At 62.9% G+C, this 23553-nt stretch carries 25 protein-coding genes; 10 read left to right on the plus strand and 15 right to left on the minus strand.

Annotated features, from left to right (window positions below; translation table 11 throughout):
• The first annotated feature begins 78 nt into the window (after positions 1–78).
• Both IEX16_RS03635 and IEX16_RS03640 read left to right on the plus strand, forming a co-directional pair.
• On the plus strand, positions 79–1500 hold the full coding sequence (locus tag IEX16_RS03635) for an FAD-binding oxidoreductase (RefSeq protein WP_188706700.1): 1422 nt from the start codon (positions 79–81) through the stop codon (positions 1498–1500).
• A 50-nt stretch (positions 1501–1550) separates the two neighbouring features.
• Positions 1551–1982 (plus strand): CopD family protein, encoded by a 432-nt coding sequence (locus tag IEX16_RS03640; protein WP_188706702.1) that lies wholly within the window; start codon positions 1551–1553, stop codon positions 1980–1982.
• Positions 1983–2546: 564 nt separating this feature from the next.
• Here the strand turns inward: IEX16_RS03640 and IEX16_RS03645 are convergent.
• The 9 genes from IEX16_RS03645 to IEX16_RS03685 all read right to left on the minus strand — a co-directional run bounded on the left by IEX16_RS03645 (position 2547) and on the right by IEX16_RS03685 (position 10311).
• A complete protein-coding gene (locus IEX16_RS03645) occupies positions 2547–3491 on the minus strand; it encodes a ParB/RepB/Spo0J family partition protein (protein ID WP_188706703.1) in 945 nt (314 codons plus the stop codon).
• Between the two features lie 44 nt (positions 3492–3535).
• Positions 3536–4810, minus strand: a complete 1275-nt coding sequence (locus tag IEX16_RS03650; RefSeq protein WP_188706705.1) for a serine hydrolase domain-containing protein — start codon at positions 4808–4810, stop codon at positions 3536–3538.
• Positions 4807–5361 (minus strand): RBBP9/YdeN family alpha/beta hydrolase, encoded by a 555-nt coding sequence (locus tag IEX16_RS03655; protein WP_188706707.1) that lies wholly within the window; start codon positions 5359–5361, stop codon positions 4807–4809. The genes IEX16_RS03650 and IEX16_RS03655 overlap by 4 nt, the downstream gene beginning before the upstream one ends.
• A gap of 88 nt (positions 5362–5449) precedes the next feature.
• Complete coding sequence (locus tag IEX16_RS03660) at positions 5450–6220, minus strand: ParA family protein (RefSeq protein WP_188706709.1); 771 nt, start codon at positions 6218–6220, stop codon at positions 5450–5452.
• A gap of 26 nt (positions 6221–6246) precedes the next feature.
• A complete protein-coding gene (locus IEX16_RS03665; RefSeq protein WP_188706711.1) occupies positions 6247–6873 on the minus strand; it encodes a LysE family transporter in 627 nt (208 codons plus the stop codon).
• A gap of 95 nt (positions 6874–6968) precedes the next feature.
• Positions 6969–7625 (minus strand): 16S rRNA (guanine(527)-N(7))-methyltransferase RsmG, encoded by a 657-nt coding sequence (gene rsmG, locus IEX16_RS03670; RefSeq protein WP_188706713.1) that lies wholly within the window; start codon positions 7623–7625, stop codon positions 6969–6971.
• Positions 7625–9622 carry a tRNA uridine-5-carboxymethylaminomethyl(34) synthesis enzyme MnmG gene (mnmG, locus tag IEX16_RS03675; RefSeq protein ID WP_188706715.1) on the minus strand — a complete coding sequence of 666 codons (1998 nt, stop codon included), beginning with the start codon at positions 9620–9622 and terminating at the stop codon, positions 7625–7627. The genes rsmG and mnmG overlap by 1 nt, the downstream gene beginning before the upstream one ends.
• A gap of 24 nt (positions 9623–9646) precedes the next feature.
• On the minus strand, positions 9647–10066 hold the full coding sequence (locus IEX16_RS03680; protein ID WP_188706717.1) for a type II toxin-antitoxin system VapC family toxin: 420 nt from the start codon (positions 10064–10066) through the stop codon (positions 9647–9649).
• Entirely contained in the window at positions 10066–10311 is a 246-nt protein-coding gene (locus IEX16_RS03685) for a type II toxin-antitoxin system Phd/YefM family antitoxin (protein WP_188706719.1), read from the minus strand. The genes IEX16_RS03680 and IEX16_RS03685 overlap by 1 nt, the downstream gene beginning before the upstream one ends.
• Before the next feature lie 96 nt (positions 10312–10407).
• Between IEX16_RS03685 and IEX16_RS03690 the strand changes: the two genes are divergently transcribed.
• From IEX16_RS03690 to IEX16_RS03700, 3 genes are all read left to right on the plus strand, one after another.
• On the plus strand, positions 10408–10998 hold the full coding sequence (locus tag IEX16_RS03690; RefSeq protein ID WP_188706721.1) for an NADPH-dependent FMN reductase: 591 nt from the start codon (positions 10408–10410) through the stop codon (positions 10996–10998).
• A 60-nt stretch (positions 10999–11058) separates the two neighbouring features.
• Positions 11059–11343 carry a YkgJ family cysteine cluster protein gene (locus tag IEX16_RS03695; RefSeq protein WP_188706723.1) on the plus strand — a complete coding sequence of 95 codons (285 nt, stop codon included), beginning with the start codon at positions 11059–11061 and terminating at the stop codon, positions 11341–11343.
• 624 nt (positions 11344–11967) lie between these two features.
• Entirely contained in the window at positions 11968–12783 is an 816-nt protein-coding gene (locus tag IEX16_RS03700) for an alpha/beta fold hydrolase (RefSeq protein ID WP_188706725.1), read from the plus strand.
• Positions 12784–12878: 95 nt separating this feature from the next.
• Here IEX16_RS03700 and IEX16_RS03705 read toward each other — a convergent pair whose 3' ends face one another.
• The gene (locus tag IEX16_RS03705) at positions 12879–13457 is read right to left on the minus strand and encodes an NnrU family protein (RefSeq protein WP_188706727.1); all 579 of its coding nucleotides are present in this window, start codon (positions 13455–13457) and stop codon (positions 12879–12881) included.
• A 274-nt stretch (positions 13458–13731) separates the two neighbouring features.
• Between IEX16_RS03705 and IEX16_RS03710 the strand changes: the two genes are divergently transcribed.
• Positions 13732–14127, plus strand: a complete 396-nt coding sequence (locus tag IEX16_RS03710) for a response regulator (protein WP_188706729.1) — start codon at positions 13732–13734, stop codon at positions 14125–14127.
• A gap of 131 nt (positions 14128–14258) precedes the next feature.
• Here IEX16_RS03710 and IEX16_RS03715 read toward each other — a convergent pair whose 3' ends face one another.
• Positions 14259–15485: a Fic family protein gene (locus IEX16_RS03715; RefSeq protein WP_188706731.1), complete on the minus strand. Its 1227-nt coding sequence runs from the start codon at positions 15483–15485 to the stop codon at positions 14259–14261.
• A 264-nt stretch (positions 15486–15749) separates the two neighbouring features.
• Here IEX16_RS03715 and IEX16_RS03720 point away from each other — a divergent pair, with 264 nt between their 5' ends.
• Complete coding sequence (locus IEX16_RS03720; RefSeq protein WP_188706733.1) at positions 15750–16376, plus strand: hypothetical protein; 627 nt, start codon at positions 15750–15752, stop codon at positions 16374–16376.
• A gap of 32 nt (positions 16377–16408) precedes the next feature.
• On the opposite strand, the gene IEX16_RS03725 is transcribed toward IEX16_RS03720, so the two are convergent.
• Together IEX16_RS03725 and IEX16_RS03730 are read right to left on the minus strand one after the other, a co-directional pair.
• On the minus strand, positions 16409–17242 hold the full coding sequence (locus IEX16_RS03725) for a protein NO VEIN domain-containing protein (protein ID WP_188706735.1): 834 nt from the start codon (positions 17240–17242) through the stop codon (positions 16409–16411).
• Positions 17243–17329: 87 nt separating this feature from the next.
• On the minus strand, positions 17330–18259 hold the full coding sequence (locus tag IEX16_RS03730; RefSeq protein WP_188706737.1) for a LysR family transcriptional regulator: 930 nt from the start codon (positions 18257–18259) through the stop codon (positions 17330–17332).
• A gap of 118 nt (positions 18260–18377) precedes the next feature.
• Here IEX16_RS03730 and IEX16_RS03735 point away from each other — a divergent pair, with 118 nt between their 5' ends.
• The 3 genes from IEX16_RS03735 to IEX16_RS03745 are packed head-to-tail and all read left to right on the plus strand — an operon-like array spanning position 18378 to position 21270.
• On the plus strand, positions 18378–19445 hold the full coding sequence (locus IEX16_RS03735; RefSeq protein WP_188706739.1) for an Ldh family oxidoreductase: 1068 nt from the start codon (positions 18378–18380) through the stop codon (positions 19443–19445).
• Entirely contained in the window at positions 19442–20815 is a 1374-nt protein-coding gene (locus IEX16_RS03740; RefSeq protein WP_188706741.1) for an NAD-dependent succinate-semialdehyde dehydrogenase, read from the plus strand. The genes IEX16_RS03735 and IEX16_RS03740 overlap by 4 nt, the downstream gene beginning before the upstream one ends.
• 41 nt (positions 20816–20856) lie before the next feature.
• Positions 20857–21270 (plus strand): cupin domain-containing protein, encoded by a 414-nt coding sequence (locus IEX16_RS03745; protein WP_188706742.1) that lies wholly within the window; start codon positions 20857–20859, stop codon positions 21268–21270.
• 125 nt (positions 21271–21395) lie between these two features.
• On the opposite strand, the gene IEX16_RS03750 is transcribed toward IEX16_RS03745, so the two are convergent.
• Both IEX16_RS03750 and IEX16_RS03755 read right to left on the minus strand, forming a co-directional pair.
• Entirely contained in the window at positions 21396–22391 is a 996-nt protein-coding gene (locus tag IEX16_RS03750) for a Bug family tripartite tricarboxylate transporter substrate binding protein (protein ID WP_229676152.1), read from the minus strand.
• Positions 22392–22436: 45 nt separating this feature from the next.
• Complete coding sequence (locus IEX16_RS03755; protein WP_188706744.1) at positions 22437–23549, minus strand: amidohydrolase family protein; 1113 nt, start codon at positions 23547–23549, stop codon at positions 22437–22439.
• Positions 23550–23553 lie beyond the last annotated feature (4 nt).

Here is a 23553-nt window from a genome sequence, read left to right on the forward strand (position 1 = left end):
CAGGGGCTGCGGGATAGCCCATGGGGACAGGACGGTGCACACGTCGTAAACTGTGCACTGGCCTTCCGGAGACCCCCCATGAACGCACCCCTGCCCCACCACCTGCTTCCTGAAATCCACCAGCGGGAAACACCCGCGGCCTTGATTGATGCGCTCAAAGCGCGTTTTGCCGAGCGCTGCTCCACCGCGCTGGTGGTGCGTGAGCAGCATGGGCGCGATGAGTCCTCGTTTGCCGCACCGCCGCCGGCAGCCGTGGTATTTGCCGAAAACACCACCGATGTGGCCGATGCCGTCAAGCTGGCCAGCCAGTACCAGGTGCCGGTGATTCCGTTTGGCGTGGGCACCTCGCTTGAAGGCCACTTGCTGGCGGTGCAGGGCGGCATCAGCATTGATGTGAGCCGCATGAACAAGGTCTTGTCCATCAACGCCGAGGATCTGACGGTCACGGTGCAACCCGGCGTGACGCGCAAGCAGCTCAACGAGGAAGTCAAAAGCACCGGCCTGTTTTTCCCGATCGATCCTGGCGCCGACGCGACCCTGGGCGGCATGAGCGCCACCCGCGCCAGCGGCACCAACGCCGTGCGTTACGGGACCATGCGCGAAAACGTGCTGGCCCTCGAGGTAGTCACCGCCACCGGCGAGGTCATCCGTACCGGTACCCGCGCCAAAAAGTCATCGGCCGGTTACGACCTGACGCGACTGATGGTCGGCAGCGAAGGCACCTTGGGCGTGATCACCGAGGTCACCGTCAAGCTCTACCCGCTGCCCGAAGCCATCTCGGCCGCGATCTGCTCGTTCCCGAGCATCGAGGCGGCGGTGCGTACCACTATCCAGGTGATCCAGCTCGGTGTGCCGATTGCGCGGGTCGAACTGATCGACAGCAATACCGTGCGCATGGTCAACGCCCACAGCAAGCTCGGCTTGCGTGAGGAACCGATGCTGCTGATGGAGTTTCACGGCTCACCGGCGGGCGTGAAAGAGCAGGCCGAAACCGTGCAGGAGATTGCCTCCGACTTCGGCGGGCAGGCCTTCGAGTGGGCCAGCACCCCGGAAGAACGCACGCGGTTGTGGACCGCGCGGCACAACGCCTACTTCGCGGCGATCCAGTCGCGCCCCGGCTGCCGCGCGATCTCGACCGACACCTGCGTGCCGATTTCTCGTCTGGCCGACTGCCTGCTCGAATCCGTGACCGAAGCCGATGCCAGTGGCATCCCCTATTTCCTCGTCGGCCATGTGGGTGACGGCAACTTCCACTTCGGCTACCTGATCGACCCGATGCTGCCGAAAGAGCGCGAAGTCGCCGAGGCACTCAACCACAAGCTGGTCCAGCGCGCGTTGGACCTGGAAGGCACTTGCACCGGTGAACACGGTGTCGGCCTGCACAAAATGGACTTTCTGGTCACCGAGACTGGCGACGGCGCGGTCGAGATGATGCGCACCATCAAGCGCGCTCTTGACCCGAAAAACATCATGAACCCGGGCAAGATTTTTACGCTGTGATGCCGGCACGCCGTGGGCTGCGCCGGCCCGGCGAGCGAAGCTGATTCGGGATGCTTTACCTTTTCCTCAAGGCGTTTCACCTCGCGGCAGTCCTTACCTGGGCAGGCGGCATGCTGGCGCTGGCGGTGGTACTGGCATCACAACGCGCGCACGGCGCCCAGGCCAGCGGGCAGCCGCTGCTCGCCGCGATTTATCGCTGGGACCGGCGGGCCACCACCCCGGCGCTGGCCGTGGTCTGGCTGCTGGGCATCACGCTGGTGGTCATGGGCGGCTGGTACAGCGCGCCCTGGCTGTGGGTCAAATTCGCGATCGTCTTTGTGCTGTCGGGACTGCACGGCAACCAGTCGGCCGGCCTGCGCCGGCTGCTGGCCGGACAGGTCACGCAGCCGCCGGCCTCGGTACGCTGGGTGCCGGGGCTCACGATCGTCGCCATCACCGCTGTGGCGCTGCTGGTGATCATCAAGCCCTGGGGCAACGTCTAGGTTTTTGGGTCATCGGGCCGAGGATGTCTTCCCGCTTGTCATTCCGGACTTGATCCGGGATCCATGTTCGCGCTGTGCCGTCATCACGCTGCGCCGGTAATTGGCTACGGGCAGTAGTTTCAACTCCCCACTCCCACCCCTAGCCCCTCCCTCGCCCCGCTGGGCGATGGAGGGGGACTTCATGTGGCCGCGTGTGCTGCGCTCGCGTGCAAACATGACCGTTCGTTGGGCTCCGGATGTTTGTCCCCGCATTGATTTATTCCCCACCCGTCGGGCTGGGCCGAGGAGCACAGCCGAAAATGGATCAGGGCGAGCGATTGTTTGAGGCGAAGCCGAGTTCGAGCTCGGCCCCGTTTTCGGCGAGCACCGCAGGTTGCCTGGAGCGAAGCGTAAGGACCCAGACCATCGGGTCGCCTTCTCTTTGCTTACTTTCTCTTGGCGACGCAAGAGAAAGTGAGTTGCCGCCGGGCAACCCCCGGCCAGCAGTCGCAGGCACACCATGCTACTCAAGGCGAACCGGGAGCAGGGCGTGATGTCTCAGACAATCGCTCTGGCCCGCAGGCCTCAAGCGCCCTTGCCGCCCCGCAAGCGTTCAATCAGGCCGTTGAGTTCATCGAGTGAGGAAAACTGGATCGCCACCTCGCCCATGTCCTCGCGCCGGCCATTGCGTTTGACCTGTTTCTTCACGCGCACCTCAACGTCCGCCATCAGCAGGTCGGCCAGCTCTTCTTCGACGCGGCGGGTATCGCGCGACTTTTCCTTGGCGGCTTTTTGCGGCTTCAGCGAAAACTCAGCGCTGAGCTTTTTGACCAGACTTTCGGCTTCGCGCACGGACAGCTTTTTCGCGGCGATCTGGTTGCCCGCCGTGATTTGCGTCGCCCGGTCCAGGCTCAGCAGCGCGCGCGCATGGCCCATGTCGATGTCGCCGGCCATCAGCATGGTCTGCACTGGCTCGGCCAGGTTCAGCAGGCGAAGCAGGTTGGACGCGGCGCTGCGCGAGCGGCCCACGGCCTGGGCTGCAAGTTCGTGAGTGAGCCCAAACTCTTTTACCAAGCGTTGCAGACCCTGGGCCTCTTCCAGCGGGTTGAGGTCTTCGCGCTGGATGTTTTCGATCAACGCCATGGCGGCGGCCGACTCATCGGGCACATCGCGCACCAGCACCGGCACGCTGTCCAGGCCGGCGATTTTGGCGGCACGGAAACGCCTTTCGCCGGCGATGATTTCATACTTGCCGTCGTTGGCACCGGAGCTCAAGCGACGAACAAGAATCGGCTGCATGATGCCCTGCACCTTGATCGATTCAGCCAGCTCGTAGAGCGCGCCCTCGTCCATGCGGGTGCGCGGCTGGTACTGGCCGGCCACCAGGTCGGTCAGCAGCAGCGACGCCGGCTGACCGGGGCTAGTGGCGCTGCTGGCGCCGTTTTCAAGCACGTGGGCGGACTCGCCGACGGTGGGGCCCAGCAGAGCCTGCAGGCCGCGGCCCAGCCCCTTGGGTTTTTTGGTAACCATGTTTTTCCTTCGTTTCGGTGTTCAGTGTTCGGTGTTGGATGTACTTATTCGGCCGTGCTGCCGCCCAGCGACTGCAACACGCCGCGCCAGAGGGCGTCGCGTTCTTCATAAGGCTGGGCGTCCTGCCGGCCGCTGGCGCCTTCCCACACAGAGGTCAGCACCATCACCAGGCCGGAGGACGGCTGCACGTAAATGCCCTGGCCGTGGATGCCCTGCATGGCAAAGCTGCGTTCCTTCATCGGCAGCAGCCAGAACTGGTAGCCGTAGCCGAAATAAGGCGTGGCCTTGCGCGGTTTGAAGGCTTCCGGCTGTCGCGCGGGGTCGGTGGCGTCCAGCAGGTAATCCTGCGGCACGACTTGTTGCGCACCCGCTCTGCCGCCGTTGGCCAGCAGCCGGCCAAGCCGGCCCCAGTCGCGCAGGCTGGCGTTGAAGGCGCCGTAGGATTGTTCCTGCCCATCACTGGAAATGCGCCAGAAAGCGTCGTGTTCGGCACCCATCGGTTTCCACAGCCATTCGCTGGTGAGTTCGGCAACGGTTTTTCCGCTGGCCGCCGTCAGCACACGGCCCAGCACATCGGTTTCGGCGCTGGCATAGACAAATTTTTCCCCGGCGGCGCTGTGCCGGCCGGTGATGGAGCGCAACACGTCTGCCGGCGTGCCGGCACCGGGCGCACCGGCCCCGGCCAGCGCCAGTCGCGCGATATCGTCGTTGCCGTCGTAACGCTCGGTGAAGGTCAGGCCCGAGCTCATGCGCAGCAACTGCCGCACGGTGGTGGCGCCGTAAGGGCTGCCGGCCAGCGCCTTCACGTATTTCTCGGCGGGGTCGTCCAGCGAGGCGATCACGCCGCGGGCGTGGGCCTGGCCGACCAGCAGCGAGGTCACGCTTTTCGCCATCGAGAACGAGAGGAAGCGCGCATCGTCCTTGCGGGCGTAGCGGTAATGCTCGGCAACAATCTCGCCGTTTTTGAGCACCAGCAAGCCGGTCGCCCGCTGGCGTTCCAGGTAGTCAGCCAAGGTGTAGCTGATGTTGCGGTAGCGGTAACTGATGGCCGGCGGCTGCGCCACCTGCGGCAAGGCACTGGCCTGCTGCGCGCGCGCGACTGTGCGTGTGCGCACACCCGGCACCTTGTCGAGCGCCGACCAGGCGCCGACACGGTTCGGATTGTTGTACCAGGTCGCGGCATTGCCCCGCGGGTAGTTTTGGGCCTTGCCGAGCCTCTCTTCGTCGGGTTCGGCGCGCACCGGGCCCCACAGAGTCGCCAGCGCAAGCACCAGCCAGGCGCTGCGGCCCACCAGCCCGGGGCGCGCGCCGCTATTCATTCGCTGCGGCCCGCCAGCGCCATCAGGCGCTCCAACTGGTCATGGGCGCCGGGCCAGTCGGCGAGGCCGCTGTCTGCGTTGAGATGGCCCAACGGGCCGGCATCGAGAAACTCCGCGTTCCAGACAGCGGCAAATTCACGCGCGCGCTCGGGCCGGCAGTAAGGGTCGCGGCTGCTGGCCAGCACCACCGAAGGGAAGGGCAATTTGTTCATGGGCACCGGTGCCCAGCTCGTCAGCATCTGCCGCACTTCCTCGCGGTCCACGTCGGGCGGCGCCACCAGCAATGCGGCTTTGACCCGGCCGGTGTTGCGCGAGTGCGCCGCCCAGGCGGCCGTCAGGATACAGCCCAAGCTGTGCGCCACCAGCACGACCTGCTCGCTGCTTCCCAGCACCACATCCTCCAGCCGCGCGATCCAGTCGCCGCGCAGCGGCTGCATCCAGTCATGCTGCTCTACGCGCTGATATCCATGCGCCGCCTCCCACAGGCTTTGCCAGTGACCGGGCCCGCTGTTCTGCCAGCCGGGCAGCACCAGGACATTCGACGCCTTCATCGGTCACAGTCCCTGATTGCTATGATTTCAGGAGCTGTCCACCCTTGTCCGGCATGGGCTATAAGGCGATTTGACTCGAAACCCTGCATCACATGACCTTGATGCGCTGCACCATCTCTTCAGCAAAGGCCACAAAGGCCAACGCACCCTTGGAGGCCGGATCGAACACCACGCCGGGCAGGCCGTAACTCGGCGCTTCGGCCAGTCGCACATTGCGCGGGATCACCGTGTTGAACACCTTGTCGCCAAAATGCTCCTTGAGCTGATCGCTGACCTGCTGCTGCAGAGTGATGCGCGGGTCAAACATCACGCGCAGCAGACCGATGATGGCCAGCTCCTTGTTGAGGTTGGCGTGCACCTGTTTGATGGTGTTGACCAGATCCGTCAGGCCTTCGAGCGCAAAGTACTCACACTGCATGGGCACGATCACGCCGTGGGCGCAGCACAAGCCGTTGAGCGTCAGCATGCTCAGAGACGGCGGGCAGTCGATCAACACGAAATCGTAGTTGTCGGCCACCGCCGCCAGCGCCAGCTTCAAGCGCTTTTCGCGGCGCTCAACCTCGACCAGCTCAACCTCGGCGCCAGCGAGTTCGCGATTCGCACCGAGCACGTCATAACCACATTTTTCGCTGTGCACACGGGCCTCGGCAATCGAGGCTGACTCCAGCAACACGTCGTAGACCGTGAGTTCGAGCTTGCGTTTGTCCACGCCGGAACCCATGGTCGCATTGCCCTGCGGGTCCAGGTCAATCATCAGCACCCGCTGGCCGACTTTGGCCAGGCCGGCTGCGAGATTGACGGTCGTGGTGGTTTTGCCGACCCCGCCCTTTTGGTTGGCAATACAGAATATCTTGGCCATCTTGTTCTTTTAGTTGTTGGTCGGGATTATTTGGAGACAGCCAGCTTGATGCCAAAGCCAATCAGGAATACGCCCGCAGCCTTGTTCAGCAAGCTGGTGATCCTGGGACTGGAACGAATGCGCTCAGCCAGGAAGTGGGTGAGCAACACCGAAGTCAGGCCATAGAAAAAGGTCAAGCCGGCAATCGTTGCGGCCATCACCGCAAAGGTGGTCATACCCTGATGCAGCGCCGGGGCCACAAACAGCGGGAAAAAAGCCATGTAAAAAACAATCGCTTTGGGGTTCAGCAGGGTGATCAGCAAGGCCTGGCGGAAGTAGTGCCGCGGCTTGATCTGCAGGATGGGCGCATCGCCGGGTTTGGCCATCAGCATCTTGATGCCCAGCCAGGCCAGGTAGATGGCGCCGGCCCACTGGACAATGTGGAAGGCTGTTGGGTAAGCCGCCATCACAGCTGAAACACCGGCCACAGCGGCCCACAGCAGCACCTGGTCACCCGCGATCACGCCGAAGGTGGCGCCCAGTCCACCGGGGATGCCGCCCTTGCTGGTGGAAGTGATAAGCGCGAGGTTGCCGGGGCCCGGGATCAGCAAAAAAACAATGATGGCGATGACAAAAGCGCCGTAATCAGCGACGCCAGCAAAAGAGCCCAGCATAAAAATCCCCGGAGTGAGGCGTGAGTTTACGTCAGCGGAAACACGCGACAGGCTGACTCACCCTGAAATCGGTGTTTTGGAGACCTCCATGCAGCTCAACCGGTGTTTTTTGGCCTCATCCAGACGATACATCGATCGGCGTCCAGCCCCGGCACCTGCAACTGTTCCACGTGAAACACCTCGGCCGAGACCGGCAACGCGGTGATTTCGTTAGCCGGGTGTTTGCCCTTCATGGCCAGCCAGGCACCTCCCGGCGCCAGCGCACTGACCGACCACTGGGTGAAATCATGCAGCGAGGCAAAGGCCCGCGAGCAGATCACGTCGAAGGGCTGGGTCAGGGTTTCGACGCGTGCATGGATGCCGGTCAGATTGGGCAGCTTCAGGGACAGCGCGGCCTGCTTGATAAACGCTGCTTTTTTGGCCACCGTGTCCACGCAACTGACAGCGATTTCCGGGCGGCAAATCGCGATCACCACACCCGGCAGCCCTGCCCCCGAACCAACGTCGAGCAGGTTAGCTTGGCTCAACCCGGCTTGTGCAAGATGACGGCGCAAGGGCTCAATCACCGCCAGGCTGTCGAGCAGGTGGTGCGTCAACATCTCGGCCGGGTCACGCACTGACGTGAGGTTGTAGACCTGGGTCCACTTGGCAATCAGGTCCAGGTAGTCGAGCAACTGGCCGACCTGCACATCGTCCAGGTCCAGTTGCAGCACGGTCAGCCCGCCGCGCAATTCCTGTTCACGGGGTCGCATCAGGCGTCGGCCTGCTCGGTGGTTTTGAGCGGAGCCGTGTTTTTCCAGAGGTTCTTTTTCAGGTGCACCAGCAGCAGCGAGATGGTGGCCGGCGTGATCCCGGAAATGCGTGAGGCCAAGCCCAGGGTTTCCGGCCGGTATTTGGCCAGAGTCTGCCGCGCCTCAAAACTCAGGGCCGACACCTGCAGATAGTCCAGGTCGGCCGGCAGCTTCAGGTTCTCATAATGCGAGGCGCGCTCCACCTCGATTTTCTGCAAGTCGATGTATCCGGCGTATTTGATGGCAATTTCAATCTGCTCGATCACGCTGCGTGCCAGGTCAGCGGCCGCCGATGTTTCACGTGGAACACCGGCTGCATCGACAGGCGCCAGATCGGCGTTCACGTATTTGCCGCTTTCCAGTGACATCAGCGCGGCGTAGTCCACGTCGGGCCGGCGCAGCAAGTCGAGCAGGTTGTATTCATGCTCGATCGCCTTGCCCAGCACCCGCTCGGCCTCAGCCGCCGGCAGGCTGCGCGGGTTGACCCAGATGGACCGCAGGCGTTCTGTTTCACGTGAAACAGCGTCCCGCTTGCGGTTGAAGGCATCCCAGCGCGCATCATCGACCAGCCCCAGCTCCCTGCCCTTTTCGGTCAAGCGCATGTCGGCGTTGTCTTCGCGAAGCATCAGGCGGAATTCGGCCCGGCTGGTGAACATGCGGTAAGGCTCGGTCACGCCTTTGGTGATCAGGTCGTCGACCAGCACGCCCAAGTAGGCCTCGTCGCGCTTGGGCAGCCAGGAATCCTTGCCCTGGCACTGCAGCGCGGCATTGATACCGGCGAACATGCCTTGAGCCGCCGCCTCTTCATAACCGGTGGTGCCATTGATCTGGCCGGCAAAAAACAGCCCGGCTACCGCACGCGTCTCGAACGTGCTCTTGAGTGAACGCGGGTCGAAGTAGTCGTATTCGATGGCGTAGCCGGGCCGCAGGATGTGGGCGTTTTCCATGCCAGCCATGGAGCGAACCAAGTCGTACTGAATATCAAACGGCAGGCTGGTCGAGATGCCGTTGGGGTAAATCTCGTGAGTGGACAGGCCCTCGGGCTCCAGAAAAATCTGGTGACTGGCCTTGCCCGCGAAACGGTTGATCTTGTCTTCCACACTCGGGCAATAACGCGGCCCGACGCCGTCGATCTTGCCGGTGAACATCGGGCTGCGGTCAAAGCCGGAACGAATGATCTCGTGCGTGCGTTCGTTGGTGTGGGTGATCCAGCAGGGCATTTGCCGGGGATGGGCGATCTGCCCGCCCATGAAGCTGAACACCGGCACCGCGCCGGGCGTGCCGCCGGGCATGCCGTCGCCGGGCTGTACCGTGCATTTGCTGAAGTCGATGCTGCGCCCGTCGATGCGCGGCGGCGTGCCGGTTTTGAGTCGACCTTGCGGCAACTTGAGTTCTTTCAGGCGTGCGCTCAGCGACACCGCCGGCGGATCACCCGCCCTGCCCGCTGCATAGTTTTGCAGGCCCACATGGATCTTGCCGTCGAGAAAAGTGCCGGCCGTCAGCACCACGGTGCGCGACCGGAACTTGATGCCGACCTGGGTCACCGCGCCAACCACCCGGTCGCCCTCGACCATCAAATCGTCCACCGCCTGCTGGAACAGCCAGAGATTGGGCTGGTTCTCGATCATCCGGCGGATCGCCGCCTTGTACAAAATGCGGTCGGCCTGCGCCCGCGTCGCGCGCACGGCCGGACCCTTGGAGCTGTTGAGGATACGAAACTGAATGCCACCCTCGTCGGTGGCCAACGCCATCGCGCCGCCCATGGCGTCCACCTCCTTGACCAGATGCCCTTTGCCGATGCCGCCTATGGACGGGTTGCAGCTCATCTGGCCCAGGGTCTCGATGTTGTGGGTCAGCAGCAGGGTCTTGCAGCCCATGCGGGCCGAGGCCAGCGCAGCCTCGGTTCCGGCATGGCCGCCGCCGACCACGATCACGTCAAATTCTTGCGGGTAAAACATGCTTGTCTTTCAGAACACGGCCCATCAGGCCGTGATCAATTCCGTTTTCAGGCCCACGGCCTGGGCGGCCAGCGCCTGGCGGCGGTCGGCGGTCACAAACAGGTCGACCCGCGCGGCCTGGGCAGTGCCTATATGCAAGGCATCCATGGCGCGCAGCCGACTCATTTCCATGGCGGAAATTGAATGCGCCTCCACCTGGGCATCCAGCGCCACCAGGGTGAAATCCGCAAAATCACCCTGCACGTCACGCATGATGCGCCCGTAATCGTCGGCGTTGAGCAGCCCGTCATGGCGGTTGCGGTTGAGCGCCGAGGCAATTTCGGACTTGCAGTGTGCGGCCACCATGACCTCGGTGGCGCGGTCGCCCGCAGCCAGCACCTGGTCGCGGCCCGCCTCGATGTTGTAGCGCTTGTACAGGGCGGAGGTGTCAAACAGAATGCGCATTACCAGCCGCCTTCGCGTTCTTCAATGATCAACTGGGCGCCGGTTTTGCCGTCGGGCCTGACGATATGCAGCGGCGTGATCGGCCGCTTCCAGCTCGGAACCTTCGAAGGATTGTCAAGCTTGGGGGGAACCAGCTCCGCAACTGGCTTGCCGTGCCGCAGGATTCGCACGGTTTCGCCCTGCTCCACCAAGTCAATCATGGCGGCGGCGTTGGCGCGGAATTCGCTGAGGGGAATAATGTGCATTATGTACAAAATAGAGTGTTTGGTACATTTTAGCAAGTTTTTCCCTCCACAGGACCCGTCGCATGAAGCCCCTGTGCGCTATGGTGAAATCAGTGGATGAGCACACCCCCGAAACTCCTGATTTTTGCCGGCAGCACCCGCCTGGCCTCGTTCAATCGCAAGCTGGCCCACGCCGCCGCCGCCCTGGCGCGCGCTGCGGGCGCCGAGGTCACCCACATCGAACTGGCCAACTTCGACATTCCGATGTACAACGCCGACCTGGAAGCCAAAGGCACGCCAGCCGATGTCATGAAACTCAAGCAGATTCTGTTCGAGCACCCGGCCTGGATCATCTGCTCACCCGAGTACAACGGCAGCTACACCGCCCTGCTCAAAAACACCATCGACTGGGTTTCCAGCCCGGTCAAGGGCGACCCGGCCTGGCAGGAAGGCTTCAAGTCCTTCAGCGGCAAGGTCGTGGGCATACTCAGCGCCTCACCTGGCGCGCTGGGTGGCCTGCGTTCGCAAAGCCATCTGGCGCCGCTGCTGCTCAACGCGCAATGCTGGGTCGCGCCGCGCGCGTTTGCGCTGGGCCATGCCGGCGATGCGTTTGATGCAGAAGGCCGGCTGATCAATGACAAGCATCGAAGCAATGTGCAGGCGGTGATCGACCAGGTGCTGTCCGCCAGCCGCCGTTTGAATGACTGAATTGACCTCCCGCCCATGCGGGCCGGGCGCAAGCAGCTCCTGTTTTTATAGCAAACAACCATGAACTGCCGCCCCGGCTGCGGTGCTTGCTGCATTGCGCCGTCCATCAGCTCGCCGATTCCCGGCATGCCGCAGGGCAAGCCGGCGGGTGTGCGCTGTGTCCAGCTTGATGAAACCAATGCCTGCCGCATCTTCGGCCAACCCGGCCGGCCGGCGGTCTGTGGGCAGCTCATGCCATCGGTAGAGATGTGCGGGGCGAACGCCACCGCGGCGATGGTGTGGCTCAGCTCGCTGGAGCTGGCGACGGCGCCGGCGCCGGCGCCGGGGTTGTCATCCCGGACCTGATCCCCTTCGCTTGCGTCACGCTGCGCCTGCGATCCATTCTGGACAGTAGTTTCAACTCCCCACTCCCACCCCTAGCCCCTCCCTCGCCCCGCTGGGCGATGAAAGGGGACTTCATTTGGCCGCGTGCGCTGCGCTCGCGTGCACACATGACCGTCTGTTGGGATTCCCGCGCAGGAAGCGCTGCGCGCTTCCTGCACTCCGGATTTGAGTTCGGTATTTGTCTTTTCTCTTTTTTCTCCCCCACCCGTCGGGCTGGGCCCAGGGGCGCAGGTCAAAGCGAATCAGGGCGAGCGATCGTCTGAGCGTGCGAGTGCTAGCCCGACCCCGCTTTTACCGAGCACCGCAGCTTGCCCCGAAGCGCAGCCTAGGGAACCCGGACCATCGGGTCGCCTTTTCTTTGGTGATTTTCTTTCGGCGAAGCAAAAGAAAATTACTTGCCGCCGGGCAACCCCCGGCTAACAGGCAGAGGCACGTCCCAAACCCTGCGCACCACTGCTCCGCCCCATGTTCGTGGGATCACCGGACTTTCCCCATGCCACAAGGCCCGCGCCTTGCCTAAACTGCAGTCTCCCCACGATCAACCGGCGTTGCCAGGCCATTGCAGGCACGCCAACAAAGGAACCCATGCTCCGTCGCCTGTTCTCCAGCGGTGCCCTCGCCGCTATCGCGCTGGCTGCAGCGTTCACAGCCACGCCGGCCGCCGCGCAGGAGCGCATCGGCGTGCTGATGCTGCACGGCAAAAATCCGGGCAACAACAGGGACCCGAACTTCAGCCCCCTGAAAGACACCTTGGAGCGCCAGGGCTGGCTTGCCACCGTGCCCGACATGCCCTGGTCGCGCGGCCGCTATCTTGACGGCGGCCTGGACAAGGCCATCGCCGAGATCGCTGGCCACATCAAGGGCTTGCGCGACCAGGGCGCGACAAAAATCGTGATCATCGGCCACAGCATGGGTGTGCCCACCAGCATGGCGCATGCCGCGCGCGGCGGCGATGTGGATGCGCTGGTGGGGCTTGCGCCCGGCCACGCACCCGTGGGCTACTACACCCAGCCCTGGGGCAAGCCGGTGCACGACAGCATCAACGAGGCACGCGCGCTGGTGGCGGCCGGCAAGGGGGATTCGCGTGAACGCTTCAGCGACGTCAACCAGGGCCGCCAGCAAACCGTGGTCACCACAGCCAAGGACTTTCTGTCCTACTTCGACCCGACGTCGGATGCCGAAATGTCAGTGACCGCAGCGCGCATCCCGGCCAAGGTCCCGGTTATGACGGTGATCGGCGAGAAAGACCCGTTGTTCAGGACGATCAAGGCCTATTACGTCGACAAGCTGCCCGCCAACCCGAAGAACAAGTTTCTGGAAGTCTCGGGCGGTCACCTCGACACACCGCGTGTCGCCAGCGACGAAATCATCGCCTGGATCAAGACCGCCGTCGCTCCGTAAGCGCAGCCATATCGGGTAAGCACCATTTGCTATCAGTTTGATAGCTGGTTGCGCACATCCAGCATGGGCTGGAGCCCGATTTGGCTTGTAAAGGTTCAGCCTATCGGCCGGATACCGATCAGCGCACCATGCGCCCAGAAGGCAAACAGTGCCCAGCCCGCCACGCCCACCACCAGCGTGATGCCCGTGCCCGCAGCCGTCCCCGCCGGATACACGGTACCAGCCACCCGGTCACGCGCCCGTGCCGCCCGGAAGCTCAGCGCCGCCCACACCAGGAAGGTGCCAAACAGAACGACGTGCGCCAGGTTGCCGTTGGCCAGCAGGTGCGCCAGCGCCCAGACCTTGACCGACAGCACCATGGGGTGGTGCAGCCGCGCCTTGATCGCGTTGCGCGGCACATAGGTGGCCGCCAGCAGCACAAAGGCAATCAAGGTCAGCAAAGCCGCCAGATGCCGCATGCCACGCGGCGGCATCCACAGTTGCACCGGCTGCTGCCGCGCCAGGCTGAAGCCCCAGACGATCAGCACAAAGCCCACCACGGACAGCAGCGCAAACACGCCTTTCCAGGCACGCTCGCCGATGCGCGCGAGGGTCGCCGTGCGCCAGCCGTCGGTCACAATGCGGATCGAATGCACACCCAGAAAAACCAGCAGCCCCAGCAGCAGAACAAGCATGACGTTTTCCTTTTGTAAATAATCGCAATTATGAGCGTGACCTACTGCGCAACAGGCGGGCGATGATTGCTATTAAATGGATAGCTAGATGCACACACCGGGTATGGGTTAGCAGCCAATTCTATCTGCGAGCCGGGTGCGCCGCCCTGGCTTGCGGCCCGGCGATGGCGCGCCGCCTTGTGTCCTCTTGGGCACACGCGGCGCACGCATACCGAGGTTTTGCTGTCCGCCCTGTATAGACTCTGGCTATTCCACTGTTTCAAATCTGACCCCGATGCGCTTGAGAATTTTTCTGGTCGAAGACAGCCCCGTCATCCGCAACGCCCTTTCCGAATCGCTTGAAGAGCTGGTCGGCGCTCGCATGGTGGGCTGGGCCAGCACCGAAGAAGAGGCCAGCAAATGGCTGGCCGACAACCCGACGGCCTGGGACCTCTCCGTGGTGGACCTGTTCCTGCTGCAGGGCAGCGGCCTGAACGTTGTCAAAAGCTGCAGCAACCGCGAGCTGCGCCAGAAAATCGTCGTCCTCACCGGTTACGCCACCCCCCAGATGCGCCAGCGCTGCCTGGCCGCCGGCGCCGACGCCGTGTTCGACAAGTCCACCGAAATTGACGAGTTCACGAACTATGCGATCAACGAGGTGGAGCGGGTTCAAGGCGGAACGCGGTATTGAGACGCCGCCGGGCTGGCCTCAAGCCCTGAACCCGGCGCAAGCCACTGGAGCCCTCCCGGAGCGCTATCACTTCAGTAGCTGTTCACGCACACACCATAAGGGCTGCGGGCCGCTTTCCTGCCAACCTCCGATCAGCGCACTGAATCTGATCCGGCATCAACCTCTGCCTCGGGCCACAGCCTCGGAAAATAAAACCGCAGCGCGTGCTGCGGCACACCAAAACGCAACTTGCCGTGCGGAGAGTCGGTCACCAGCAGGCCGCGCTTGAGCAGCGCCGTCACCTGCGCCGTCGCCAGCCGCTCACCCAGGCCCAACAGCGCCTTGAACTCGCTGCGCTCCAACTCTGATTGCGTTAGCAGCAGGTAGTGCAGCGCCCGCAAGGACTCGCCGCGCACACCGCGCTTGACCACACCCTCCTCAAAGGCCAGACAGGCCGCGATGCGGTCCTTCATTCCGGCCATGTCGAGCAGGCCGGCCATAAAACTTACCTGGTCAATGCACAGAGCCAGCACATAGTCCATCCAAGCGATCAGCGCGCGCTCCGACAGGTTGCCGCGCCCGTCCAGGTCACCGGCCCGCGGCTCGTCAGCGGCGGCCAGGTGCGCATAGTAGGCCTCGTGGCTGCGGGCAAAACCGCGCAACGGCGACCACAAGCCATCGGTCAGCCCCAGCGAGCCCAGCGCCAGATGCGTGTGCAGGCGCGCCACGCGGCCATTGCCGTCACGAAAAGGGTGAATCCACGCCAGCCGGTGGTGCGAGGCAGCAACAGCCAGAATTTGCAACTCACCGCGCCGGACCCCGCCATAAAAAGCACCCCAGCGGTCCAGCATGGCGCCAATCGCAGCGTGCGCCGGCGCGGCATGCACACCCACGCTGACTGCGCGGTCCCGCAAGGCACCCGGCTGCAGCACAACGCCCTCGGGCAAGACCCGGTCAACATCGGGCAAGCGCGCAAACAGGTCCTGGTGAATATCGCGCACCATTTGCGCCGACCACACCTGCCCGCTGGCCCAGCCCTTCCAGCCAACTTCTATCGCGCGCTCGGTCTCCATGTGCGCCAGCGCCAGCCGCTGACGCCGGGCCTTGTCCTGATCCTGAGAGTAGTCGCTGCGCAGCGCGTTCTCAATCTCAAACGGCAGCGTGTGCTGCCCCTCAATCTTGTTGCTGTAGTAGGAGTTCATCGCCCGCAGCAGTTGTCGCAACTCAACCGGGGCGCCCACACCCGCCAGACTTTGGGCCGCACGCTGCAGATCGTGTGCCTGCTCCAGCAGCGGCTGAAGGTGATGCTCACCCGGCAGCAGGGGTTCCATCTGCGACGGATGGTCATACAGCGCAAATTTTTGCGACTTGGTGGGCATGCCTAAGTCTATGTCATGTAACGATTTTTTGCAATTTATGCGGGAGTTTTTGCGACTTTAGGTGCGACTTCATCGGGCAGGGTTGATGGTCAGACCCGTCAGCGCTTTTCTGCCACCGGTGGAACAATGGCGGCGGACCGCGGTATTGAGTTGAGGTGCTGATGGCCGTTTAATTTTTCTTCGCTCTTCAACCACTCGCAAACGCTGCTTGGACTGCAGCTTGCGGTATGGTTGAACCATAAAGGCAAAAGCAAGGGAGCAATGATGGGACTGATGGACCGTGAGCACCTGCAAGATAACGATCGCCAGCGCCCGTTCAGCCCACCGCCCGAGCGCTCGGGAACACTTGGCAAGGTACTGATTTCCCTGGTCATTCTCTTCTTCATCTATCTGGCGGCCGACTGGAAGCTGAATCAACAGGCCCCCGACAAGGCCAACAAGGATCCGGCAAACACCTTACAGGTCCCTCCAGCGACGTCGCCATCCTTAGCGCGAGTACCAACACCATCCGCCACGCCCAATGCGACAGGCAACGCACGTACCGTTACCAAATGCGTTGTGAATGGCAAAACCAGTTATGGAGACAGTGACTGCGGTGCCGGGGCAAGCGCAACTCAGCTTGTCACCAAAGACAACTTCAACCTCATGTCGGCCGTTCGCGTGCCCGTGAGTGCCCAGACAGAGCCGCCAACTCTACAGCCCTCGTCCGTCGCGCAGGCTCCTTCGAGCGTTGACTACGAGGCCATGAAGACTGAATGCAAGGCGCTGGACGAACGCATCAAATACTTAGATGCGCTCGCTCGGCAACCACAAAGCGGACAAACGCAGGATTGGATACGCGACGAACGCAAGAAAGCTCGCGACAGACAAGTTCGCATTCCCTGTCGTTAAAACCACGCAGATCGTTACCACTCGACATCGAATCAGCCAAAGCTAGCCCGGTAGGTCATCGGATCCAAGACACAATGTTGATCAAGAGAACCACTAAGGTCAAAAAGACGCGGCGCCTTTCTGAATTCGAAAAGTCTATAGAGATGAAATTGGTCCTTCGCGCCGTGCGATAGCGCCAACTCGCCGCGGGACACAAAAAACGGTGTATCGCGACCAAAGGAAGTGGTCTTAACTTCAATGAAGCGTTCTTTGCCATCGGCATCAAACGATAAGACGTCATAACCCAACCCATCGCCCTTAGATTGGGACACATGATTGACTTTGTCGGCGAGGCGCCCCAAACCGAGCTGCGTGAGACGCCAATGTTCGAACTGAACAATGAACTCTTCCCCCGCCAAACCCAATGACCGGTTTTGCGCTTCGCGTTCAAGATAGTCGCGTTTTACAGCCTTAAAAAGCAACGGATTAACAGCCTCTGTTGCACGATTTTCTTTCTTAGGCGCGTCTGACTTCACTTTGGCGAAGTCCGTGAGCGCCGGCACCAGTGCCGGTTGCTCGACGGCGGCAAGCGCAACAGTGTCTAGTACCGTTTTGCCGCGCACCTGCTCGGCCGCAACCGTCGCCAAAAGAACTTGGTAGTTGGATCGCCGTTTGTATCCTCGAATACACGGAAAGCCGAGATCCATCATGGCCGCACTGATATTGCCGTGTTTGAACTCGATGGAAGCATCGGAGCGATTGTTCAACTTCTCCTGCAATCGACGACGATGCAAGGTCTTGCTGTAACTCTGGCCTGCCAACTCCAACGTCAGCATCTCTAAATAATCAGCAACGATGGCTTCGACTTCCTCTCGCGACCAATCCATGCGTGTTCCAGACAAAGTTAAGACCTAGCTATCTTATGGTCTGTTGCGTTTTGCTCCGGTGATTGGAGTTCCCACAAAAAAACAGATTCAGCCGACCTCTCCGCCGCCATCCCCCGCAGCAAAACTAAACACCCCCAGCCGCTCCTGGCGCGAGAATTCGGCCACCACCAGTTCCTGAACCAGCGACAGCGCGTGGCTGGGTTTGGGGTCGAGCCGGGTGGCCATCACCAGCAGGCGGTTCAGTTGCACGCCGGAGATTTCTGACATGCGGATCGGTACGCCGGGCGGCACGTCCTTGAAGACTGACACCGGCATGATGGTGGCCCAGCGCCCGCGGGCCACCAGTTCGCGGATCGAGTCGATGGAGTCGATCTCTGATTGCACGTTCAGGGTCTTGCCGATGCTGGCGAGCTGGCGCTCGACGATGCTGCGGTGAAGGCTGGTCATCAGCAGCGGGATGCGGGCGAGCTGGCTGATCGACACCACCGGCCCGATGCGCATCTGCGCGTGCGAGACCAAGGCAAAGGGCTCGCCCATCAGCGGCTGCAGCGACAGTGACCGCCCGGGCTCCGGGTTGGTAACGATGGCGATGTCGATCAGGCCGCGCTCCAGCCAGTCCAGCAGGGCCGGCGTGAAAGCCTCCCGGGTGCGCAGCTCGACTTCTTCCAGCGTGTCGGCGCAGCTCTCGAACAGGCCGGGCAGCAGCAGGCGCGCCAGCGTCGGCGAGGCGCCCAGCACCACCGTGGCCTTGTCGCTTTGCTGGCTGCGCGCCAGCCGCTGCTGCAGGCGCGTGGCCTCGGCCAGAATGCGTTGCGCCGACTCATAAAAAGTTACGCCTGCTGGCGTCAGGCGCACCCCACGGGGCATGCGTTGCAGCAGTTGCACCCCCATCTCTTCTTCCAGCTCGCGCATCTGGCGTGTCAGCGCCGGCTGCGCAATCGGTATCGCAGCCGCCGCAGCCGTCAGGCTGCCGGCGTCGGCAATGGCAATGAAATAGCGGAATTTTCGGAGGTTCATGGGGGCGCCAAATGTCCTGATCAATATCAAAATGATATGGCAAAGCGCATATTCAGCATTAGACAAGGCAGCTTGTCCGACCTACGCTCCGTGTGATTCCAGTCAACCGAGCATTCACATGACCTCCAGCCACGTGTCCCGTGAGGCGCTTCAGCGTTTCATCCAGACCGCTTTTCTCAGCCAGGGCCTGCCCGACGCTGACGCCGCCCAAGTGGCCCGCCTCATGACCGAGGCCGACTTGCAGGGCTCGGACGGCCACGGGGTGATTCGCCTGCCGCAGTACGTCAAGCGCATCCAGTCCGGCGGCATCAACATCAACCCACAGATCCGCGTGGTGCAAGAGCGCGCGGCCATGGCCGTTATCGATGGCGACAACGGCATGGGGCACCTGGTGGTCTCGCGCGCCGTCGACCTGGCCATCGAGAAGGCCCGCACCGCCGGCGTGGCCTGGGTCAGCACGCGTTTCAGCAACCACGCCGGCCCGGCCTCGCTCTACGCGCGCCGGCCGCTGGAGCACGACATGTTGGGGCTGTACTTTGCGGTCGGCAATGCCAACCACCTGCCGCCCTGGGGCGGCATGGACATGCTGCTGTCCACCAACCCAATTTCTGCCGGCATTCCGACCGACCAGGAGCCCCCTGTGGTGCTGGACATGGCCACCACCGTGGCCGCTTATGGCAAGGTCAAGGCCAAGGCCAAGCGCGGCGAGCAAATGCCTGAAGGCTGGATGATTGACCGCGAGGGCAAGCCGCTGCTGGACCCAAAACGCGCCAACGAAGGGTTTCTGCTGCCCATCGGCGAGCACAAGGGCTACGGCCTGGCGCTGATCGTCGGCCTGCTGGCCGGCACCCTGGGCGGTGCGGCGATGGGCCGCGATGTGATCGACTTCAACGCCGACCACAAAACCGTGACCAACACCGGCCAGGCGATTCTGGTGATCGACTTGTCGGCCTTCGGCGACCCGCAGGATTTCAAGCAGTCGGTGGACAAGCTGGTGCGCGACCTCCGCGGCAGCGAACGCCTGCCGGGCGTGGACCGCATCTGGCTGCCGGGCGAACAAAGCCACGAAAAACGCCAGCGTTACAACACCGCTGGCATCCCCGTTTCTGACGGAGTGATGACTGAACTCAACACCCTGGCGGCCGAACTCGGCATAACCCCCCTGAACGAAATGGCCACCGCATGATCACCTCTTTCAATCCCGCGACTGAGGCCATCCTTGCCGAGTACGAGGAATACGGCAACGACCAGGTAGAAAAATGCCTGGCAAGGGCCGCGCAAGCGCAGGTGCAGTGGGCGCGCACGCCGCTGGCCGAGCGCCTGGCCCTGTTTGGCCACGCGGCCCGGGTGCTGCGCGAGCGCAAAGACGAGCTGGCCCTGCTGATCACGCTGGAAATGGGCAAGCCGCTGGCCGAGTCCCTGGGCGAAATCGAAAAGTCCGCATGGAACTTCGAGGTCTACGCCCAGGCGGCGCCCGGCTTTCTGGCAGACACCGTGGTGCCCAGCGGCGCCAGCGACAGCCGCATCGTGTATGACCCGATCGGGCTGGTGCTGGCCGTCATGCCGTGGAACTACCCGTTCTGGCAGGTCATGCGCGCGGCCGCGCCGGTGTTCGCTGGCGGCAACGGCCTGGTGCTCAAACATGCCAGCAATGTGCCGCAGTGCGCCCTGGCCATGCAAGACGTGTTCCGTCAGGCGGGCTTCCCAAGCGGGCTGTTCACCACCTTGCTGGTGGGTTCAGGCCGGGTCGCCTCGCTGATCCAGGACAGGCGCATCGCCGCCGTCACCTTCACGGGCTCGACACCCGCCGGACGCAGCATCGCGGCGACCGCCGGCCAAGCCCTGAAAAAACAGGTGCTGGAATTGGGTGGCTCCGATCCCTTCATCGTGCTGGCAGATGCAGACGTGGACGCCGCGGCCACCGCCGCTGTGAAGGCGCGTTTTCAGAACACCGGGCAGAGCTGCATCGCCGCCAAACGCTTCATCGTGGAAGACGCCATTGCCGACCGTTTTGTCGACGTTTTCTGCGAGTTGACGCGCAAGCTGGTGGTCGGCAACCCGATGGACGCAGCGAGCACGCAGGGTTCCATGGCAAAACGCAGCCTTCGCGACGAACTGCATGCGCAGGTGGTGGCTTCGGTGAAGGAAGGCGCGCGCCTGCTGATCGGCGGCAAGGCGATTGACAGCCCCGGCGCCTTTTACCAGCCGACAGTGCTGGACCATGTGACCCCCGGCATGACGGCAGCCCGCGAAGAAACCTTCGGACCGGCAGCGGCAATTTTGCGTGTGGCCAATGCCACTCAGGCGGTGGAGGTGGCCAACGGCACGCCCTTTGGCCTCGGTGCCGCGCTGTGGACCGGCAACGCCGACCTGGCCCGCAAGCTCTCGCGCGAGATCCAGGCCGGCGCCGTATTCATCAACGGCATCGTGGCATCCGACCCGCGCCTGCCTTTCGGCGGGACCAAGGAATCGGGTTATGGCCGCGAACTGGGCATACTGGGACTGCATGAGTTCACCAACATCAAAACGGTGTGGACCGGCCCCGCACGCGCCTGACCACACAACAACATTCGCACCCACTTTTGAAGGAACATCCCATGACCACCAACGCCATCAAACACGCCGTGTTGCGCCCCGACCAGATCCAGAGCCATGACCGTGGAGGCGGCGCGCGCACCACGCCGCTGGTTCTGCCCTCCCTGGGCGCCAGCACTTTCATCAATGGCATCACCGAGTTCGCACCGGGCACAGCCATTCCCTTCCACAGCCACAACTGCGAAGAAAGCGTGGTGCTGCTCAGCGGACACGCCTTCCTCGACATTGCCGGTGAAGTGCACGAGCTCAAACCACTGGACACCACCTTCATCCCGCCCAACCTGCCGCACCGCTTTCGCAACATGTCGGACACCGAGCCGATGAAGATCCTCTGGATCTACGCCTCGGTCAACGCCACGCGCACGCTGGTCGATACCGGCGAAACACGTGCGGTGTCGGCGGAACACGCGAAGTAAAACGGCGAGCATACAAAAAGGCAGCCCCGGGGAGATGACTCCCCGGGGCTGTTTTTTTTGCCTGCTCATGAAGCGTTACCGGGGCGCTCGTCGAGCGCCCGGCCGGTCAACCCTTGCGGGTCAGCTTACTCCGTGATGTTGTTGTCGCGGATGGCCTTGCCATAACGTGCCAGCTGGTCCCGCACCAGGGTGGTCAGCTCTGCCGGTGTGGTGCCGTTGCGCAGCAAACCCAGGCCGGCATAACGCTCCTTGAGCGCCGGGTCGTTCAGGGCCTTGACGACTTCGCGCTGCAGACGGTCCACGATGTCTTTGGGTGTGCCCTTGGGCGAGGTGAGCGCAAACCAGGTGCTGTAGTCAAAGCCCTGGATGCCCTGCTCCTTGAGGGTTGGCGTGTCGGGGTATTCAGAGTGGCGGTTGTCCGCCATCACACCGATCAGGCGCAGCTTGCCGGCCTTGGCCAGCGAAGCCACGGTGGCGATGCCTTGCATGGTCACGTCGACCTGGTTGCCGGCAACGTCCAGCGCCGCCTGGCTGGCGCCGCGGTAAGGCACATGTTTGAGGTCTATGCCAGTGTGCGCGGCAAACAGCGCACCACCCAGGTGCTGCGGGCTGCCATTGCCGCCGGAGGCGTAGGTAATCTTGCCAGGTGAAGCCTTGGCGGCAGCCACCAGTTCGGCAGCGGTTTTGTAAGGCGAGTTGCTGGCCACCGCGATGCTGAATTCGATGGTCGCGACCTTGGAGATGTGCGCGAAGTCGGTCACCGGGTTGAACGGCGTGGCCTTGTTGAGGTTGGGCACCATGGTGAGCACGCTGTCATTGAAGCCGCCTATGGTGTAGCCATCGGGCGCGGACTTGGCGAGCTTGTCGGCGCCGATGATGCCGGAGGCGCCCACCAGGTTCTCGACCACAATGGGCTGGCCCATGTTCTCAGCCATCTTCTGGGCCAGCAGCCGTGCAGCCACATCCACGGCGCTACCCGCTGCCAGCGGAACAATCATGCGGATCGGTTTGTTGGGGTAGGTGCCCTGCGCCTGGGCCGGCAAAGCCAGCGTGAAGCCGGCCAAAACGGCCAGCGTGATCGCGAGGCGCCGCGTGTACGGGGTGGATGGGTTGCGTTTCAAGTTGTCTCCTTCAGTTGTTTATAAGCAGGGTGGGGCCCGGCGCCGTCACACGGTCAGGCCCAGCACGCGGATTGCGTTTTCGCCCAGAATGGCGAGGCGGTCCTCGTCGCTGAGTTCTGGTGCGTTCATGACATGACCCACGGGGTCGTCTTCCCACGGGATAGGGTGGTCGGTGCCAATCATGATCTGTCCGGCGCCAACCTCGGCCGCCAGATGGCGCAACGCCTCGCCGGTAAAAACCAGCGAGTCAAAATAAATCTGGCGGATGTACTCGGTCGGTTTCTTCTTGAGCACGATCTCGGGGTTGCAGTTCTGCGGCGAGACGAAGCAGCTGCGGTCCATGCGGGGCGCGTACGAGCCGAGAAAGCCGCCGCCGTGCGCACCCAGCACCTTGAGCTCGGGGAACTTGTCAAACACGCCCTCGAAAATCAGCTTCTGCAGCGCAATCGTCGTGTCCAGCGGATTGCCGATGACATTGGACAACCAGCCATTGCCCTTGAGCCGTGTCGCCAGCTCTGGCGTGCTTTGCGGATGGATGAACAGCATCACGCCGAGCTCCTGTGCCTTCGCCAGCACCGGGTGGAATTGCGGACTCGCGAAGTCGATGCCGGCAACGCTGCCGCCAATGGCCGCGCCCTTGAGTCCCTGTGTCTTGACCGCTTCCTCCAGCATCGCCACGGCGAGTTCGGGAAACTGCATCGGCAGCGAGGCAAATCCGGCCAGGCGCTTCGGATGACGCGCACTCAGCTCGGCCAGGCTGTTGTTGTGGATGCGGCAGATCGCCTCGGTGGTCTCGCGGTCCTTCTTGTACCAGAAGGGATTGATGCTGAGCACCTGCAGGTCGATGCCCATGCGGTCCATCGCTTCAAAGCGCGTGGTCAGTTGCTGCTCCACCTGCAAAAAGTGCTCCGGCACGCCCTTGACCGGCGGCAACACGGCCTTGGCCTCATCGCCCATCAGATCCAGTGCGGCCTGGAAATAGCAGTGGGCGTGCACATCTATCGCGGGCGCGCGTTTGCCGCCAATAAACACCGGCGCACGGCGCGGCGACGTGCCGCCGCCGCCGCCGGGCACGATCGGCAGGCCGGCACAACTGCAAAACCAGAACCCGCCAGCGCTGTGGGTGTGTGTCGATGGAGAAAGCCAGTTCTTGAGCATGAGG

It is taken from the genome of Polaromonas eurypsychrophila (assembly GCF_014641715.1).
Lineage (GTDB): Bacteria > Pseudomonadota > Gammaproteobacteria > Burkholderiales > Burkholderiaceae_C > Polaromonas > Polaromonas eurypsychrophila.